The sequence below is a fragment of the Peptacetobacter sp. genome, from assembly GCF_029264495.1.
Lineage (GTDB): Bacteria > Bacillota > Clostridia > Peptostreptococcales > Peptostreptococcaceae > Peptacetobacter.
In genome coordinates, this window is sequence record NZ_JARIBH010000065.1 from 1 (window position 1) to 15,770 (window position 15,770).

Annotated in this window: 17 protein-coding genes; 13 read left to right on the forward strand and 4 right to left on the reverse strand. The window is 26.4% G+C overall.

Features of this window, described 5'->3' with window-relative positions; translation table 11 throughout:
- Positions 1–31: 31 nt before the first annotated feature.
- From Q1J78_RS05930 to Q1J78_RS05940, 3 genes are all read right to left on the reverse strand, one after another.
- Positions 32–394: a hypothetical protein gene (locus Q1J78_RS05930; RefSeq protein ID WP_300277892.1), complete on the reverse strand. Its 363-nt coding sequence runs from the start codon at positions 392–394 to the stop codon at positions 32–34.
- A gap of 23 nt (positions 395–417) precedes the next feature.
- The gene (locus Q1J78_RS05935) at positions 418–813 is read right to left on the reverse strand and encodes a YtxH domain-containing protein (RefSeq protein ID WP_300277895.1); all 396 of its coding nucleotides are present in this window, start codon (positions 811–813) and stop codon (positions 418–420) included.
- A 112-nt stretch (positions 814–925) separates the two neighbouring features.
- Positions 926–1,816 (reverse strand): putative ABC transporter permease, encoded by an 891-nt coding sequence (locus Q1J78_RS05940; RefSeq protein WP_300277898.1) that lies wholly within the window; start codon positions 1,814–1,816, stop codon positions 926–928.
- 549 nt (positions 1,817–2,365) lie between these two features.
- Between Q1J78_RS05940 and Q1J78_RS05945 the strand changes: the two genes are divergently transcribed.
- Positions 2,366–3,145: a 3D domain-containing protein gene (locus Q1J78_RS05945; protein ID WP_300277901.1), complete on the forward strand. Its 780-nt coding sequence runs from the start codon at positions 2,366–2,368 to the stop codon at positions 3,143–3,145.
- Between the two features lie 160 nt (positions 3,146–3,305).
- Here the strand turns inward: Q1J78_RS05945 and Q1J78_RS05950 are convergent, their stop codons facing one another.
- A complete protein-coding gene (locus tag Q1J78_RS05950) occupies positions 3,306–3,683 on the reverse strand; it encodes a desulfoferrodoxin family protein (protein ID WP_300277904.1) in 378 nt (125 codons plus the stop codon).
- 336 nt (positions 3,684–4,019) lie between these two features.
- Between Q1J78_RS05950 and murJ the strand changes: the two genes are divergently transcribed.
- From murJ to Q1J78_RS06010, 12 genes are all read left to right on the forward strand, one after another.
- Positions 4,020–5,573, forward strand: a complete 1,554-nt coding sequence (murJ, locus tag Q1J78_RS05955) for a murein biosynthesis integral membrane protein MurJ (protein WP_300277907.1) — start codon at positions 4,020–4,022, stop codon at positions 5,571–5,573.
- A gap of 31 nt (positions 5,574–5,604) precedes the next feature.
- Positions 5,605–6,567, forward strand: a complete 963-nt coding sequence (locus tag Q1J78_RS05960) for a serine hydrolase domain-containing protein (protein WP_300277909.1) — start codon at positions 5,605–5,607, stop codon at positions 6,565–6,567.
- A gap of 144 nt (positions 6,568–6,711) precedes the next feature.
- Positions 6,712–7,215, forward strand: coding sequence for a crossover junction endodeoxyribonuclease RuvC (ruvC, locus tag Q1J78_RS05965; protein WP_300277912.1), 504 nt, complete (start codon positions 6,712–6,714; stop codon positions 7,213–7,215).
- A 16-nt stretch (positions 7,216–7,231) separates the two neighbouring features.
- A complete protein-coding gene (gene ruvA, locus Q1J78_RS05970; protein ID WP_300277915.1) occupies positions 7,232–7,834 on the forward strand; it encodes a Holliday junction branch migration protein RuvA in 603 nt (200 codons plus the stop codon).
- Between the two features lie 31 nt (positions 7,835–7,865).
- The gene (gene ruvB, locus Q1J78_RS05975) at positions 7,866–8,885 is read left to right on the forward strand and encodes a Holliday junction branch migration DNA helicase RuvB (protein ID WP_300277919.1); all 1,020 of its coding nucleotides are present in this window, start codon (positions 7,866–7,868) and stop codon (positions 8,883–8,885) included.
- Positions 8,886–9,224: 339 nt separating this feature from the next.
- Complete coding sequence (queA, locus tag Q1J78_RS05980; protein ID WP_300277922.1) at positions 9,225–10,250, forward strand: tRNA preQ1(34) S-adenosylmethionine ribosyltransferase-isomerase QueA; 1,026 nt, start codon at positions 9,225–9,227, stop codon at positions 10,248–10,250.
- Between the two features lie 61 nt (positions 10,251–10,311).
- The gene (locus Q1J78_RS05985; protein WP_300277925.1) at positions 10,312–10,863 is read left to right on the forward strand and encodes a hypothetical protein; all 552 of its coding nucleotides are present in this window, start codon (positions 10,312–10,314) and stop codon (positions 10,861–10,863) included.
- A gap of 40 nt (positions 10,864–10,903) precedes the next feature.
- Positions 10,904–12,025 carry a tRNA guanosine(34) transglycosylase Tgt gene (tgt, locus tag Q1J78_RS05990; protein ID WP_300277928.1) on the forward strand — a complete coding sequence of 374 codons (1,122 nt, stop codon included), beginning with the start codon at positions 10,904–10,906 and terminating at the stop codon, positions 12,023–12,025.
- 97 nt (positions 12,026–12,122) lie between these two features.
- Positions 12,123–12,449, forward strand: a complete 327-nt coding sequence (yajC, locus tag Q1J78_RS05995; protein ID WP_300277931.1) for a preprotein translocase subunit YajC — start codon at positions 12,123–12,125, stop codon at positions 12,447–12,449.
- A 105-nt stretch (positions 12,450–12,554) separates the two neighbouring features.
- Positions 12,555–12,698, forward strand: a complete 144-nt coding sequence (gene scfA, locus Q1J78_RS06000; RefSeq protein ID WP_071585583.1) for a six-cysteine ranthipeptide SCIFF — start codon at positions 12,555–12,557, stop codon at positions 12,696–12,698.
- A gap of 66 nt (positions 12,699–12,764) precedes the next feature.
- Positions 12,765–13,682: a cell wall-binding repeat-containing protein gene (locus tag Q1J78_RS06005; RefSeq protein ID WP_300277938.1), complete on the forward strand. Its 918-nt coding sequence runs from the start codon at positions 12,765–12,767 to the stop codon at positions 13,680–13,682.
- A 285-nt stretch (positions 13,683–13,967) separates the two neighbouring features.
- On the forward strand, positions 13,968–15,770 hold a 1,803-nt coding region (locus Q1J78_RS06010), incomplete at its 3' end, for an LTA synthase family protein (protein ID WP_300277941.1).

The following is a 15,770-nucleotide window of genomic DNA, read 5'->3' on the forward strand; positions in this document are numbered from 1 at the left end:
TTTGATACCACCTTTTAAATTACAGATATATTTATTTTGAAGAAAAAATGCTTTTTACAATACTCAATATTTCATTTAATACTTCAAAATTACTTTTTACATTTTCCTTAGTAACAATAATATCAGCTGCTACATCAGTAACAACTTCAGAAACATCCCTTACATTTTCTCCAACTTGTCCGAAATCATCAACTAATTTTGGAAGCTTAGAAATTGAATTAGTAATATTTTCTGTATTTGAATCTAAAACAACATTTACCTTATCTAAAACAGAATTAACATTCTTTATAGTAGAAAGTAAATTAATAATCAATTTTATTAAGATTATAAGAGCTATACAACCTAAAATAGCTAATACAAATAAAATTGTATTTAAATTAATTGTTATAGTCATAATATTAAATTTCCAATACTAAATTATAAATTTAAAGAATCATCTTCTACTTCATTATCAGAATTAACTTCAATTAAATCTTCTGGACATTCTTCAGAATTAGATTCTTTTACAGAATTAAGATATTCTTTTATTTTAGCTTTAGAGTTACTAAATTTAGTCTTTTGAGAATCTAAAACATCATCAGCCTTAGATTTTGCATTTGACGCTTTATCAGAAACAACAGATGCAGCTTGTTTTGAAGCGTTTTTGATATCTTCTCTAGTTTCTTTTCCTGATTTAGGAGCTAATAAAATACCACTAACTATACCAAGAGCTGTACCTGCAGCTATATTAGCGGCAGTATTTTTAGCCTTTTTAATTTTTTCTGCTTTGATTTTTTCTTGTCTTTTAGCTTGTATCTTTTTAGATAAACTCATATAAAAACTCTCCTTTCAAGCAAGCCAAATGCTTACTTACATAATTGTTATATTATATAGTATACCCAAATATGAGTATATATAAACATAATAGTAAAATATAATAAATCTATTAATGTTTGTGATTATTCACTAAATCTTTGATTTCTTTAAGAACTGAATCGTGTTTTAATGAATGAATAGAAGGGAAGGCTTTTAAAAGTCTTCTTCTTAATAAAGTGTTATTTTTATTTTTTAATGATTCTATCTTAGCATTGATAGATTTTATTTCATTTTCTAATTCATGTATAAATTTATGTTCTTCTTTTTTGAAATTACCTATAAAATCATTTGATAAAATTTCATTCATTTCAGAAGATACATACTTAGAATCACCTATATTTTCAATTTGATTTACTAAACTTGTTTCTAGATGCTGTCTAATAGCTTCAACATGTTTTCTTCTTTTAATAGACAAATCTTCATAAAGAGCATGAAGTTTTTCAAGTCTTTCATTAAGATGTATTATTGTTGCTGTAGTTATAAATGTATCAACTACAAAATATGAACCTAATAATACCGATAAAACAAAAGCAATTTTTGAATTTATATCAGAAACAAAGTCTTTTACAGCAGGATGCAGTATAAGCATAACAAAAAGTGATAACAACCCAAACATCAAAGAATTTTGTAAACATACTCTTCCATTTATATTAAACTTATAATTTGAATAATCCCACCATGACATATTAAACATTTTTTCCAAAACAAAACTGGTAACATATTCTAGCACACTAGTAACAATTATACTAGTAATGAAAAGTAATGGAATATTGCCTACAAAAGGCGAAAGAATTGTTATGACTGCCAATGCTCCAAAACCATAGATTGGACAAAAAGGACCATTTAAGAACCCTCTATTAACAAATTTTCTTTGCCCTATGGAGCAATAAGTAGTTTCACATACCCATCCAAGAAAACTATATATAGTAAAATATAGAACCTGTATATATAATAATCTCATATAAAAATCACCTCATTTAAATCTTTATTAATAATAAAAATACTACATCTTGTAAGTACTATAATAGAACAACTCTTTTTTTTATTATATACCTTATTGACTAAAAAAAAAGATATATGAAGATAATGTAATAAATTAGGTAGAAAATGTAAAAAAATAAAAATATAAGAATTAATAAAAAATTGATATAAAAAGTAACAATAAGTTATTTTTGATATCAAAAATTTACAAAAAGTGACAAAGATTGTAACTTTTGTAAAAAAAAATAATCATAAAAAAATTTTATAAGTAAAAACAAGTTGTTACTTAGTTGTGTATACAACTCTTGAAATATAGGCTTTATAATGTAAAATTAAAAAAATATAATAAAAAACATTTCTTATAATGTTGTTTGTTGTTTGTTAAAAATGCAAAAAAAGACTTTACAAATCTGTAAATTATATATTATGATATATACAGAGTTAAAAAGTTACAAAAAAGTAACAAGAAAATGAATAAAAAGTGACAAAAAAGAAAATAATAATGTATAAATAAATATTTGGAGGAATTATGTTGAATTTAAAGAAAAAAATAAGCTCGATAGCTTTAATATCAATGATGCTTTTATCAAGCAATGCAGTTGCATTTGCAGATGAGAGTATAGACAATATAGAAATGGTATCGCCTGAGTCTTCTATAGAAAGAGTAGAGGATAATGATTATAATGAAGTAGAAAGAAAATCTACAGATTCAAACACAGGTGTTTGGGAAATAAAAAATAAATCTTTTTATTACAGAAAAAATGGTGAAGTAAAACCAGGTTGGCAAAATGTAGATGGAAATACATATTATTTCTATAAAGATGGAAAAATGGCTGATGGTTGGACAACAATAGACAAAAAAACTTATTTCTTTAATAGAGAAGAAGGAAAACATACAGGGATACGTACTTTAAGTAATGGTAAAACATATAACTTTGGTAATGATGGATCAGTTTCAGAAGGTATAGTTAAAACAGATGGAAAAATACTTTATTTTAATGAAAGAGGAAAACTTACATCAACTGGAAAATCATATAAATCTAATGCATCAGCATACTCAGGACATACAAAAACATCTACAGGTCAGAAACCAAGATTTGGAACAATAGCTGTAGATCCTAAAGTTATACCATATGGATCAAAAGTATATATACCATATTTTAATAAAGTTTTCATAGCAAATGACTGTGGTGGAGCTATAAAAGGAACAAAAATAGATATATTTATGAATTCAAGTAGAGAATGTTATAAATTTGGTAGAAGAAATATAGAAATAATAGTATTAAAAGATATAAACGCTAAAAAATAATAGATATACTATAAGTAACAATTACTAGAATACCTACAAATTAATGTAGGTATTTTTTTATTACAAAATAATATTGTAAAAAAATAGGCAATATTTATAAAAATAAATATTGCCTATTTTAATTTATTACATAATTATGGGAGTTGATATTATCTAATTATTAAAATTCTTTAGACCAAAGACCATGTAAGTTACAGTATTCATAAGCTATAACTGGTTTTTCATCTTCAAGTAAAGCGAATTCTGCAACTGGTTTTTCACCAGGGTTAAGATATTTTTTATGAATACCTTTATTAGTTTCAAGAACTATAAACATTATATAATGTTTTTCCATCATAGGATGTTCAACAGAACCAACTTCTATTTTAACTTTATTGCCTTCAACAGAAACTACAGGAACGTGTTTTTCAGTAGCTGCATCTTCAGTGTTAGCTACAAGTTCAGTCATTTTTTGACCACAACACATAAGAGGTACTGGAGTTTCATGTACAACCTCAACTATTTTTTTACATTTTTCACATAAATAAAATTTTGCCATTTTAAAATCCTCCTTAAAAGATTAATATATTTACATTATAGTTATTATTATATTGATTATTTAATTTTAATAAATTCAAATTCAAATTTATTGTTATCTTATCTTACTCATATATATACCCTTTGGGCATGACTTTAAACAAAATTTAAAATTTATTCTCAATTAAGTATGTTATACAAAATATACAAAATTTATATATTTTATATATAGACTTAAGCTATTAATAAAAAAAAATAAAATTATATGAAATATAATAGAAAAATCTTTTTAAAGTGTATACAAAATTAAAAAGTCGGAGTATTCTTTTGTATATATAAATAATTAGGGAGGACTTTTATGAGTAAGGTAGCAAAGGCAACCATAGGTTTATTTATAGTAACAATGATTTCAAAAGTATTTGGTTTTGCCAGAGAAACTATATTAGTATCAGTACATGGTGCAGGAATGGTTACAGATGCTTTTATAACATCTATGAATATACCTACAGTAATATTTTCTACAATAGGAAGTGCTCTTGCAACTACATTTATTCCAATGTACTATACAGTAGAAAAAGATTTAGGAAAAGAAGGAACAGACAAATTTGTAAATAATATATTTAATATAATAGTAATAATAAGTTTATTGTTATCTATAATAGGATATATATTTTCTGATGAATTAGTAAAAATATTTGCAATGAGCTATACTGGAGAAAAATTAAAATTGGCATCAGAATTTACACGAATAATGATATGGGGAATGGTATTTATAGGGCTTAGTAATATAATGACATGTCTTATGAATATAAATTCAAAATTTATTGTACCAAGCTTAACAGGAATACCTTTCAATATTATAATTATATTGGGGATATATTTAAGTGCAAAATACGATGTAAGGCTTATGCCAATATTTACATTAGTGGGTATGGCTAGTCAATTTTTATTCCAAGTTCCAGTATCATATAAAGATGGGTATAGATATAAATTTTATATAAATATAAAAGATAAATATATAAAGAAAATGTTAATATTAGTAATACCAGTTTTTATAGGAGTTGGTGTAAATCAATTAAATACAGTAGTAGATAAAACTTTAGCATCTACCCTTGGAAATGGTATAATAACAATATTAAACAGTGCATCTATATTAAATACATTTGTAATAGGAGTATTTATATCTAGCATACAGTCTGTTGTATATCCACTTTTATCAAAATTATCTAGTGAAGGAAATGGAAAAGCAGCAACATCGATAATAAGAAAAAGTGTAAATGTTGTAATAATACTTATGGTTCCAATAACTATTGGTATAATAGTATTATCAGTTCCTATAGTACAACTTGCATTTGAAAGAGGAAAATTTGATCATAATGCAACTCTTTTAACAGCATCAGCACTTTCATATTATGCAATAGGATTGACAGCATCAGGTCTTAGAAATATACTTGGAAATGTATTTTACTCATTTGGAGATACAAAAACTCCTATGAGAAACGGAATGATTGCTATGTTTATGAATATATGTATGAATTTAATATTTATAAAATTCATGGGACATTGTGGACTTGCATTTGCAACTAGTATATCTGCAACAATTTGTATATTATTATTATTTATAAGTCTAAAGAAAAAAATAAAATACTTTGGACAAGATAAAATATTAATAACAACGATAAAATCAATAATAGCATCTTTAATAATGGGAATAGTAGTATATATGGTTTATAAAATTTTGTCTATTGGTGGAATTTATGGTACAAAAAAACTAATGAAAGTATTATTTGTAACTGTAGTATCAGGAATAGGAGTATATGCTATATTAATTCATCTTATGAAAATAGATGAAGTAGAGATGCTTTTAGATTCTTTAAAAAATAAATTTAAAAGAATAGCTTTAAAAAAATAGTGTGTAAAGTATAAAAAGTGGAGGAGAAAAAATGAAATCAGATAGTCTTATAGAAGAGTATTCAAAAAATAGAGGAACATCAAAATTAATTCTTACAGTGGGAACAATAGAAAATGACGAAATTGACTATAAAGTGTACGGTCATAAAGGCGTTGAACTTGAGAAAAAGCAACATAGATATGAAATAGGATCTCTTACAAAAAGTATAATGATGGCTAAACTATGCCAAGCTATAAATGACAATAAAATAAATATAGAAGAAAAGTTAGGAAATATTATAAATAAAGACTTAAATCATAATCCAACAGTATTACAACTTGCAACGCACACTGCTAGATATGGAAACTCTTATCCTAAAAAGATAACTAGAAAAGAGCTTAAAAATGCACTTTTAACAAAAGATAATCCATATTATGGATATAAAGAGGAAAATATATTATCTGATATAGAAAAGTTTAAACCAAATGAAAAACATCGTGAATGGGTGTATTCTCAATTTGGTGGTGCAGTTATGGGAGAAATATTATCAAAAACATATAATAAAGATATTAAAACTATAATGGAAGAAATGTTAAAAGAATTAAATATGAATAACACTGGTTATACAGAAGACACAAAAATAGCTAAATGTTGGAAATGGGAAGGTAGTGAAGTATACCTTTCTACAACAGGGCTTATATCTACAATAGAAGATATGTTAAAATTTGTAAATGAAAATATAAATTGTAACCCAGAATATTTATCAATAGCACATAAAAAACAATATACAATTTCAAAAGGAAAATATGAAATTGGTCTTGGATGGATAATAAATGACGATGGAAATATACTTTGGCATGATGGTAGTACAGATACATTTGACTGTTTTATAGGATTTGAAAAGAAATCTAAAAAAGGAGTAGTAGTATTATCAAACTATCCAAATAAAGGAAAGATAAATGCTGCTAAAATAGGATTAGAAAAAATAAATGAAATGGTAAAAAACAGAAAGTAATTAAAATAAAAACTAAAAATTTAAAGAGAGAGAAATCTCTCTTTTTTTATGTTATAATAGTACATATGTTTGATAATATTTAAATAAATAAAAAGGTAAAACAGAAAATTAAAATAAAAAATAAAGAATTAGAAAGGGAAAAAATTGATAATATTAGGAATAGACCCAGGTATAGCTATTGTAGGGTATGGAGTTGTAGAATATAAAAATAATTCATTTAGAGTTATTGATTATGGAGCAGTAACAACACCAGCACATACAGACTTAACAGTTAGACTTGAGATGGTATATAAAGGGATAGATACAATAATAAAAAGTTATGATATAGATGAAGTTGGAATAGAAGAACTGTTTTTCAATAAAAATGTAAAAACAGCTATAACAGTTGCTCAAGCTAGAGGAGTAACACTACTTGCTTGTGCACACAATAATATACCAGTACACGAATATACTCCACTTCAAATAAAACAAGGTGTTTGTGGATATGGTAGAGCAGATAAATCTCAAATACAAAAGAGTGTAACATCTTTTTTAAGATTAAAAAGAGTACCAAAACCAGATGATGTAGCAGATGCACTTGCAATAGCTATCTGTCATGCTCATTCAAACAAACTTGAAAAAACTTTAAAAAATATAAATGGATTATAAATTTGGAGGTGAAAAAATGTATAAATATATAAAAGGAACAATAGAAGAAATAGGTTTGGATAATATAACAATAGAAAATAATGGTATAGGATATAATGCATTGGTATCTTCAAATACAATTTCAAAATATACTATAGGAGAAAATGCAAAATTATATACAAAATTAATAGTTAGAGAAGATGAAATGTATTTATGTGGATTTTATTCTGATGAAGAAATAAAAATGTTTGATTTATTAACATCAATATCAAAAATAGGACCTAAAGTAGGTCTTTCTATACTATCTTTTGCAACTCCAAAACAGTTAGGAGCATATATACTTAGTGAAGATACAGCAAAACTTTCAAAAGCACCTGGTGTGGGTAAAAAAACGGCAGAAAGAATAGTTTTAGAATTAAAAGATAAAATAGATAAAACAGAAATAGAATTTGAACCTAATTTATTAGAAAATCAACCTATAGCTATATCTGTTGATGAATCAGTAGATGCACTTATAGCTTTAGGATACACTCAAACAGAAGCTAAAGAAGCAGTTAAGAAAACAAAAAAACAAGGTATGAATACTGAAGAGATAATAAAAAAATCTCTTACATATTTAATGAAAAATAATCTTAAGTAAAATAAAAAATTATTTATAGAAAGGAGAAAAAATGTTAGAAGATTTTGATGAAAATAGAATTATAACATCAACAATGAAGATGGAAGATTTAGATATAGAGAATAATTTAAGACCGAAAACTCTATCTGAATATTTAGGACAAGAAAAATCAAAGGAACAATTAAGTATATTTATAGAAGCAGCTAAAAGTAGAAATGAACAATTAGACCATGTTCTTTTATATGGACCTCCAGGATTAGGAAAAACAACATTAGCGGGAATAATAGCAAATGAAATGGGGGTTAATTTAAGGATAACATCAGGTCCTGCTATAGAAAAAGCTGGAGATTTAGCAGCGATACTTACAAATTTAGAAGAAAATGATGTACTTTTCATAGATGAAATACATAGAATAAATAGAAATGTTGAAGAAGTTTTATACCCTGCAATGGAAGACTTTTGTCTTGATATAATAATCGGTAAAGGTCCATCGGCAAGGAGTATAAGACTTGATTTACCTAAATTTACATTAATAGGTGCTACAACAAGACCAGGAATGCTTACAAATCCATTAAGAGATAGATTTGGTGTGATATGTAAATTAGACTATTACACAGAAGATGAATTATCTCAAATAGTAAAAAGATCATCAGGACTATTAGGCGCAGAAATAGAAGATAAAAGTTCATACGAAATTGCTAGAAGGTCACGAGGTACACCAAGAATAGCAAATAGACTTTTAAAAAGAGTAAGGGACTATGCTCAAGTTAGGGCAAATGGAAATATAACAGAAGAAGTAACAAAATCTGCTCTAGAGCTTTTAGGAGTAGATTCTCTTGGACTTGATTATGTAGATGAAAAATTATTAAAAACAATAATAGAAAAATTTGATGGAGGTCCAGTTGGTTTAGATACTTTGGCAGCATCTATAGGTGAAGACAGGAATACAATAGAAGATGTATATGAGCCTTACTTAATACAGCTTGGATTTATAAATAGAGCTCCAAGAGGAAGAATAGCAATGCCACAATCTTATAGACATTTAGGATACAAAATAGAAGATAAAAAATAAATATATTATAATAGAAGAAAAAATAAAAAAAATCGCTTAAAAAAGGCTTTAAAGTATTACAAAGACTAGTATTTAAGCGTTTTTTTATATACTTTTAAAAAATCAAAAAGAATTGATTTAAATGGGATACACACAACTTTATCAACATATTGTGTATAAAAATAAAATTACATACTATATATAGTGTTTGATTGATTAGTTAATAACAATTTATCCAAAATATAAAAAAATATATACTTTTTATCTTCAGTATATGGAAAAAGAATGATTTTTTTGTTATCATAAAAGAAGTATGCAAAAATAAAACGGTTATAAATAATTGGGAAGGAAGAGATAAATTTGAAAACAAGTGATTTTAATTTTGATTTACCACAAGAATTAATAGCTCAAACTCCTATAGAAGATAGATCATCATCAAGATTGATGGTGCTTGATAAAGAAACAGGAGAAATTGAACATAAAATATTCAGAGATATAAAAGGATATTTAAAAAAAGGAGATTGTTTAGTATTAAATAATACTAGGGTTATACCAGCAAGACTAATCGGTGAAAAAGTAGATACAGGTGGGAAAATAGAATTTTTACTTTTAAAAAGAAATACAGATGATACTTGGGAATCATTAGTAAAACCAGGTAAAAGAGCAAAAATTGGTACAAAGTTTTCTTTTGGTGGAGGAAAATTAATAGGTGAAGTAGTTGGAATGGCAGATGAAGGTGCTAGAATAATAAAATTCCACTATGAAGGTATATTTGAAGAAATATTAGATGAATTAGGGAATATGCCATTACCTCCATACATAACAGAAAAATTAGAAGAAAAAGAAAGATATCAAACAGTATATTCAAAACACAATGGATCAGCAGCAGCACCAACAGCAGGTCTTCATTTTACAAACGAACTTTTAAAAGAAATAGAAGAAATGGGTGTAGATATAGCATTTGTAACATTACATGTTGGTTTAGGTACATTTAGACCTGTAAAAGTTGATGATGTATTAAATCATGAAATGCACTCTGAATTCTATATGGTTACTCAAGAAGCAGCAGATAAAATAAATAAAGCTAAAGAAAATGGAAATAGAGTAATATGTGTAGGTACAACTAGTTGTAGAACAATAGAATCCGCAGCAGAAGAAAATGGTCATATGAGTGCAAAAAGTGGTTGGACGAATATATTTATATATCCAGGATATAAATTCAAAGTATTAGATAATCTAATAACTAATTTCCACTTACCAGAATCAACACTTATAATGTTAGTTAGTGCATTATGTGGTAGAGAAAATGTACTTAATGCATATAATGAAGCTATAAAAGAAAAATATAGATTCTTTAGTTTTGGAGATGCTATGTTCATAAAATAATAAATTATATAAATATAAATTAGAAAATTTATAAAATAAATTTAGTTAGAGGTGAATATAGATGCAAAATAAAAGTAAAAATAGAACTATTCTAAATATAGCTTTTTTATTTGAAAAACTATTAGCAGGTGTAGTTTTAATAGCAGTATTTTTAGGTACAATAGATGTACTTAGACTTATTTGGGAAACATACATAGTTAACTTTGAAAATATTATTCAATATGACCAATTAAATAATATGCTAGGTCAAATACTTCTTCTAGTAGTAGGAGTTGAGTTAGTTGTAATGCTATCACTTCACATGCCAGGAGCACTAATAGAAGCATTACTATATGCATTAGCAAGAAAAATGCTGTTAATTCCTAAAAAAGAGGGTATGCTAGAAATATTGTTGGGAGTAATATCTATAGCAGGATTATTTGCCATTAAAAAATATCTAATAGATGATATTGGACCTCAAGAAGAACATAAAAAAACAGTAGAACAAAGAAGAGAAAAGTTCATATGCAAAACATTTCCGATATTTTGCAAAAAAAATAATAAAATAGATTATTCAGATGATTTTTATGATGAAGAAAATCAATCAGATGAAAATAATCAAAATAACAAATAGGATAATAAATTTAGATTTATATAATAAATAGGAGGGAAAAATGTACGCAGTAACTTACGAACTGATAAAAACATGTAAACAAAGTGGTGCAAGATTAGGTATATTACATACTCCTCATGGAGATATAGAAACACCAATATTTATGCCAGTTGGAACACAAGCAACAGTAAAATCAATGACTCCAGAAGAATTAAAAGAAATCGGGTCACAAATAATATTATCAAACACATATCATTTATATTTAAGACCAGGACATGAATTAGTAAAAAAAGCCGGTGGACTTCATAATTTCATGCATTGGGATAAACCGATATTAACAGATAGTGGTGGGTTCCAAGTATTTTCACTAGGACCACTTAGAAAAATTTCTGAAGAAGGTGTTGAGTTTAGATCTCATCTTGATGGTTCAAAACATTTCCTAACTCCAGAAAAAGCTATGGAAATACAAAATGCCTTAGGATCAGATATAATGATGGCATTTGATGAATGTGCTCCATATCCAGCAAGTAGAGAATATGTAAAAAATTCACTAGAAAGAACAACTAGATGGCTAGAAAGATGTAAAGAAGCACATAAAAATACAGAAAATCAAGCATTATTTGGAATAATACAAGGTGGAATGTATAAAGATTTAAGAGAACAATCAGCTAAAGAAATAACAGCTATAGATTTACCAGGATATGCAATAGGTGGATTGAGTGTTGGAGAGCCAAAACCATTAATGTATGATGTATTAGAACATACAACACCACTTATGCCAGTAAACAAACCAAGATATCTTATGGGAGTAGGAAGTCCTGATGATTTAATAGAAGGTGTAATAAGAGGAGTAGATATGTTCGACTGTGTACTTCCTACAAGAATAGCTAGAAATGGTACAGCTATGACAAGTCAGGGAAAAGTTGTAGTAAGAAATGCAACATATGCAGAAGATTTCACACCACTTGACCCAGAATGTGATTGCTATACTTGTAGAAACTATACAAAAGCATACATAAGACATTTAATAAAAACTAATGAAATGTTAGGAGCAAGATTAATAACAACTCACAATTTACACTTCTTATTAAAATTAATGGAAAACATAAGACAAGCAATAAGAGAAGATAGACTTTTAGACTTTAGAGAAGAATTCTTTACTAAATATGGATATGAATTATAAAAATAAAAAATTCACTATGAAATATAAATAAATTGCGTTATAATGTTTTTTAGACCTTAAATAAAAAGGATAATATTATTAAAAAGGAGAGAGAGTTATGCAAGCACAACAGTTAATAATGAGCTTAGTGTTATGGGTAGCAGTATTTGGTATATTCTATCTATTATTAATTAGACCACAAAAGAAAAAAGACAAAGAAATAAGAGCTATGAGAGAATCACTAAATGTAGGGGATAAAGTAGTTACAATAGGTGGTCTTTGTGCTACTATAGCTAAAGTAGAAGAAACAAGAGTAATACTTGAAGTAGGTCCAAATAGAACAAAAATGCCATTTGAAAAATGGGCTATAGGATCTGTATTAGAGAAAAAAGAAGTAAAACATGAAATAGAAGAAACTAAAGAAACAAAAGAAGAAGAAAAATAATATTAATAAAAGACACTTACTTTTGTAAAATAAGTAGAATTGTTGAAAAAAATTATGTATATATGTTATAATTATACATAATACTATGAATGGAGGACGTTAATCATGTCAAAAAAACATATAAAAACTTTATCTAAAGCTACTTTAAAAAACAGTGCATCTAAAGGTGGATGTGGAGAATGCCAGACTTCTTGTCAGTCAGCATGTAAAACATCATGTACAGTTGCTAACCAGGAATGCGAAAGATAATAAATTAGTATAAAAATAAACGGACAGTATTTGCTGTCCGTTTTTTGCTTAAAAGGGGTGGAATTTGTGAAAAAGATAATATCGACAATAATAACATCAGTTTTAATACTATCTACAACAATATCTTCTTCATTAGCTTTATCTCAAGTAGAGATAAAAGGTAAAGATAGATATGAAACATCAGCATTGATATCAGATAAACAGAATTATACAACAGCTATACTTGTAAACTCTACAAATAGTATAGCAGATGGATTGAGTGCTAGTGCTCTTTCGGGAGCTTCGAATGCACCAATATTTCTAATAAAACAAAATCGAATACCTACATCAATAGAATTGAGATTAGAATGTGCAAATAAAATATATATAATAGGCTCTGAAAATGCAATAAGCAAAAACATAGAAAATAGTCTAAAAAAATCAGGATTTTATGTAAATAGACTTGGTGGTAAAAATAGATATGAAACATCTATAAATGTAGCAAAAGAAGTGAAAAAAGTAAAAGGTGGAGCTTCGGAAACATTTATAGTAAATGGTGTAAAAGGAGAAGCTGATGCGATGAGTGTATCATCAGTAGCAGCAAGAGATTCAGCACCAGTAATACTTACAAATGGAGAAAAAATACATCCAGAAGCTGAAAAAATAGTTAAAAGTATTCCAAATAGATATGCTATAGGATTAGATGGAGTAATGAGCGAAAAATTGGTTAAATCATTAAAAGCTACAAGAGTTGGTGGTAAAAATAGATATGAAACTAATAAAAATATAATACAAAAATTTTATAGAAATGTATCGTCATATTATTTGAGTAAATCAAATCAATTTGTAGATGCACTTTCAGCATCTCCAATTACAAAATATTCTCCAATAGTATTGGTAAGCAAAAATTCTGACAAAAGTGTATTAAAAGGTGCAACAAAAATAACCGCACTTGGAGGAATAGATAAAGAAACAATAGATAACTGTATAAAAGCAGCAAAATAATATAAATATTAATATGAAAAAAATAATAAAAAATATAAGACTTATATTTATGAAAACTTGAAATCATGAATATAAGTCTTTTTATTTAATAAATATAAAGTTAAAAAATAATATAAAAACTTTAAAAAAACTTTAAAAAAAATATATAAATATAATTTATAATAATAATGCATAGCTAGAAAGAAAGACAAAATAAAAAACTTGTGTTATACTTATATTTAAAAAGTTACAAAAGTTACAATTAATTATAGATAGATAATAAAATAATACAAAAAGGAGAGAATGATGGAAAAAGAAAAAAAGAGAATAAGCTTCATAAATAAAGATTCAATAAAAGAATTAGTTATGTGGCTGATAACTTCTATAGTACTATTTGTATATATAGAGTACTTATCAAGAGGAAGTTTAGACAGTGTAAAAGTATATATAAAAGATAATACCTGTTCATCAGCTATAAATATGTTGCTTATATTAATGTTTACAGGGATAATTTTTCTACTAAAACATAAAAAAGCTATATTATGGTTGTTATCATTTTTATTGATAGGTTTAGGGTTAGTAAATCAAAAAATTCTAGCTTTTAGAGGAATGCCTATAGCGTTTATGGATATATACGCATTGGGTGATGGACTTAGTATAGCATCTAGATTTATAAATGCCAAAATGATAGTTATGGCTATACTAATGCTTGTAGTATTTATAGCTGGATTTATTTTTATGTGGAAATTAGATAAAAATAAAAAAAGATTTAATGGGATAAGTAATATAGTAGCGTGGCTACTTTCTATTTTAATTTTTTCAGTATCAATAGTCCCTATAAAAGAAAAAGGTATAATGCACAATATAGGTTGGGATATACAAGCATCATATAAATTAAATGGATTTTTCTATTCAATACTAGATTCATATTTTGGATATTTAAGAAAAGCTCCAGAAGAATATAGTAAAGAAAACATAGAAAAAATAAGAGCAGAAGTAGACAAAAAAGAAAAAGAAGATAAAAGGCTAATAAAAAATTATAAAAATTCTCCAAATGTAGTAGTAGTTCAGCTTGAAGGATTTATGGATCCAACAAAAATACCTAATATAAAATTGAGTATGGATCCAATACCAAACTTTAGAAAATTAAGCGAAAAAAATACAAGTGGATTTATGAATGTTCCAACTACTGGTGGAGGTACAGCAAGAACAGAGTTTGAAGTTATAACAGGAAATAACTTTGATAATCTTATAAGTGGTGAAATACCTTACACATCAATAGTAAAAGAAAAGATAAATAATTCAATGGCAACAGCGTTAAAAAATCAAGGATATAAAGCACATGCTATACACAACTTTAAAGGTAATTTCTACAATAGAAATAAAGGTCTTAACAATTTAGGGTTTGATACATTTACATCTGTAGAATACATGAATGGATTAGAATATACTAAATTAAATTGGCCAAAGGATTATGTTCTTACAAAATATATGAAAAAAGCAATGGATTCTACAAAAGAAAAAGATTTTATTGCAACAGTATCAGTTCAAGGACACTCTAGCTATCCAACTGAAAAAATAGAAGAAAATTATCCATGTAAAGTAAGTGGAAATATAGAAGAAAAATATAAAAATCAGATATATTATTACTGTGAACAAGTCAGAGAAATGGACGAATTTGTTAAGCAGTTTAATGATATGTTAATGCAAAGAAAAAAAGAAACAGGTGAAGATACAGTAGTATTATATTATGGAGATCATATGCCAAAACTAGATTATTTATATGATGGAGAAGAATATTTAAATAGATACGAATCTCCATTCACATATTTTGCTACATATGATATTCCAAAAGAAGAAAATGCGATAACAGATTCATATCAAGCAGGAACATATCTTTTAAAATTAGCTGGAATAAAATATGGACCAATAGAAAAACTCCATGCATATTTAAGAGAAGATAAAGACTACCAAGAAAAATTAAAACTAGTTCAATACGATATATTATTTGGTAAAAAATATTATTTAAAAGATAGTGAAAAACAAAAGAAAAATAATATGAAAATGGGAATTGATGAAATATCAATAACAAGTGCTAATGTAAAAAAT

Excerpts from the sequence above, each read along its gene's own strand:
- Q1J78_RS05985 (WP_300277925.1), top strand. The coding sequence starts at position 10,312 with ATGCAAAATAAAAGTAAAAATAGAACTATTCTAAATATAGCTTTTTTA.
- yajC (WP_300277931.1), top strand. The coding sequence starts at position 12,123 with ATGCAAGCACAACAGTTAATAATGAGCTTAGTGTTATGGGTAGCAGTA.
- Q1J78_RS05930 (WP_300277892.1), bottom strand. The coding sequence starts at position 394 with ATGACTATAACAATTAATTTAAATACAATTTTATTTGTATTAGCTATT.
- murJ (WP_300277907.1), top strand. The coding sequence starts at position 4,020 with ATGAGTAAGGTAGCAAAGGCAACCATAGGTTTATTTATAGTAACAATG.
- Q1J78_RS05960 (WP_300277909.1), top strand. The coding sequence starts at position 5,605 with ATGAAATCAGATAGTCTTATAGAAGAGTATTCAAAAAATAGAGGAACA.
- ruvB (WP_300277919.1), top strand. The coding sequence starts at position 7,866 with ATGTTAGAAGATTTTGATGAAAATAGAATTATAACATCAACAATGAAG.
- Q1J78_RS05950 (WP_300277904.1), bottom strand. The coding sequence starts at position 3,683 with ATGGCAAAATTTTATTTATGTGAAAAATGTAAAAAAATAGTTGAGGTT.
- scfA (WP_071585583.1), top strand. The coding sequence starts at position 12,555 with ATGTCAAAAAAACATATAAAAACTTTATCTAAAGCTACTTTAAAAAAC.
- Q1J78_RS05945 (WP_300277901.1), top strand. The coding sequence starts at position 2,366 with ATGTTGAATTTAAAGAAAAAAATAAGCTCGATAGCTTTAATATCAATG.
- tgt (WP_300277928.1), top strand. The coding sequence starts at position 10,904 with ATGTACGCAGTAACTTACGAACTGATAAAAACATGTAAACAAAGTGGT.
- Q1J78_RS05935 (WP_300277895.1), bottom strand. The coding sequence starts at position 813 with ATGAGTTTATCTAAAAAGATACAAGCTAAAAGACAAGAAAAAATCAAA.
- Q1J78_RS05940 (WP_300277898.1), bottom strand. The coding sequence starts at position 1,816 with ATGAGATTATTATATATACAGGTTCTATATTTTACTATATATAGTTTT.
- ruvA (WP_300277915.1), top strand. The coding sequence starts at position 7,232 with ATGTATAAATATATAAAAGGAACAATAGAAGAAATAGGTTTGGATAAT.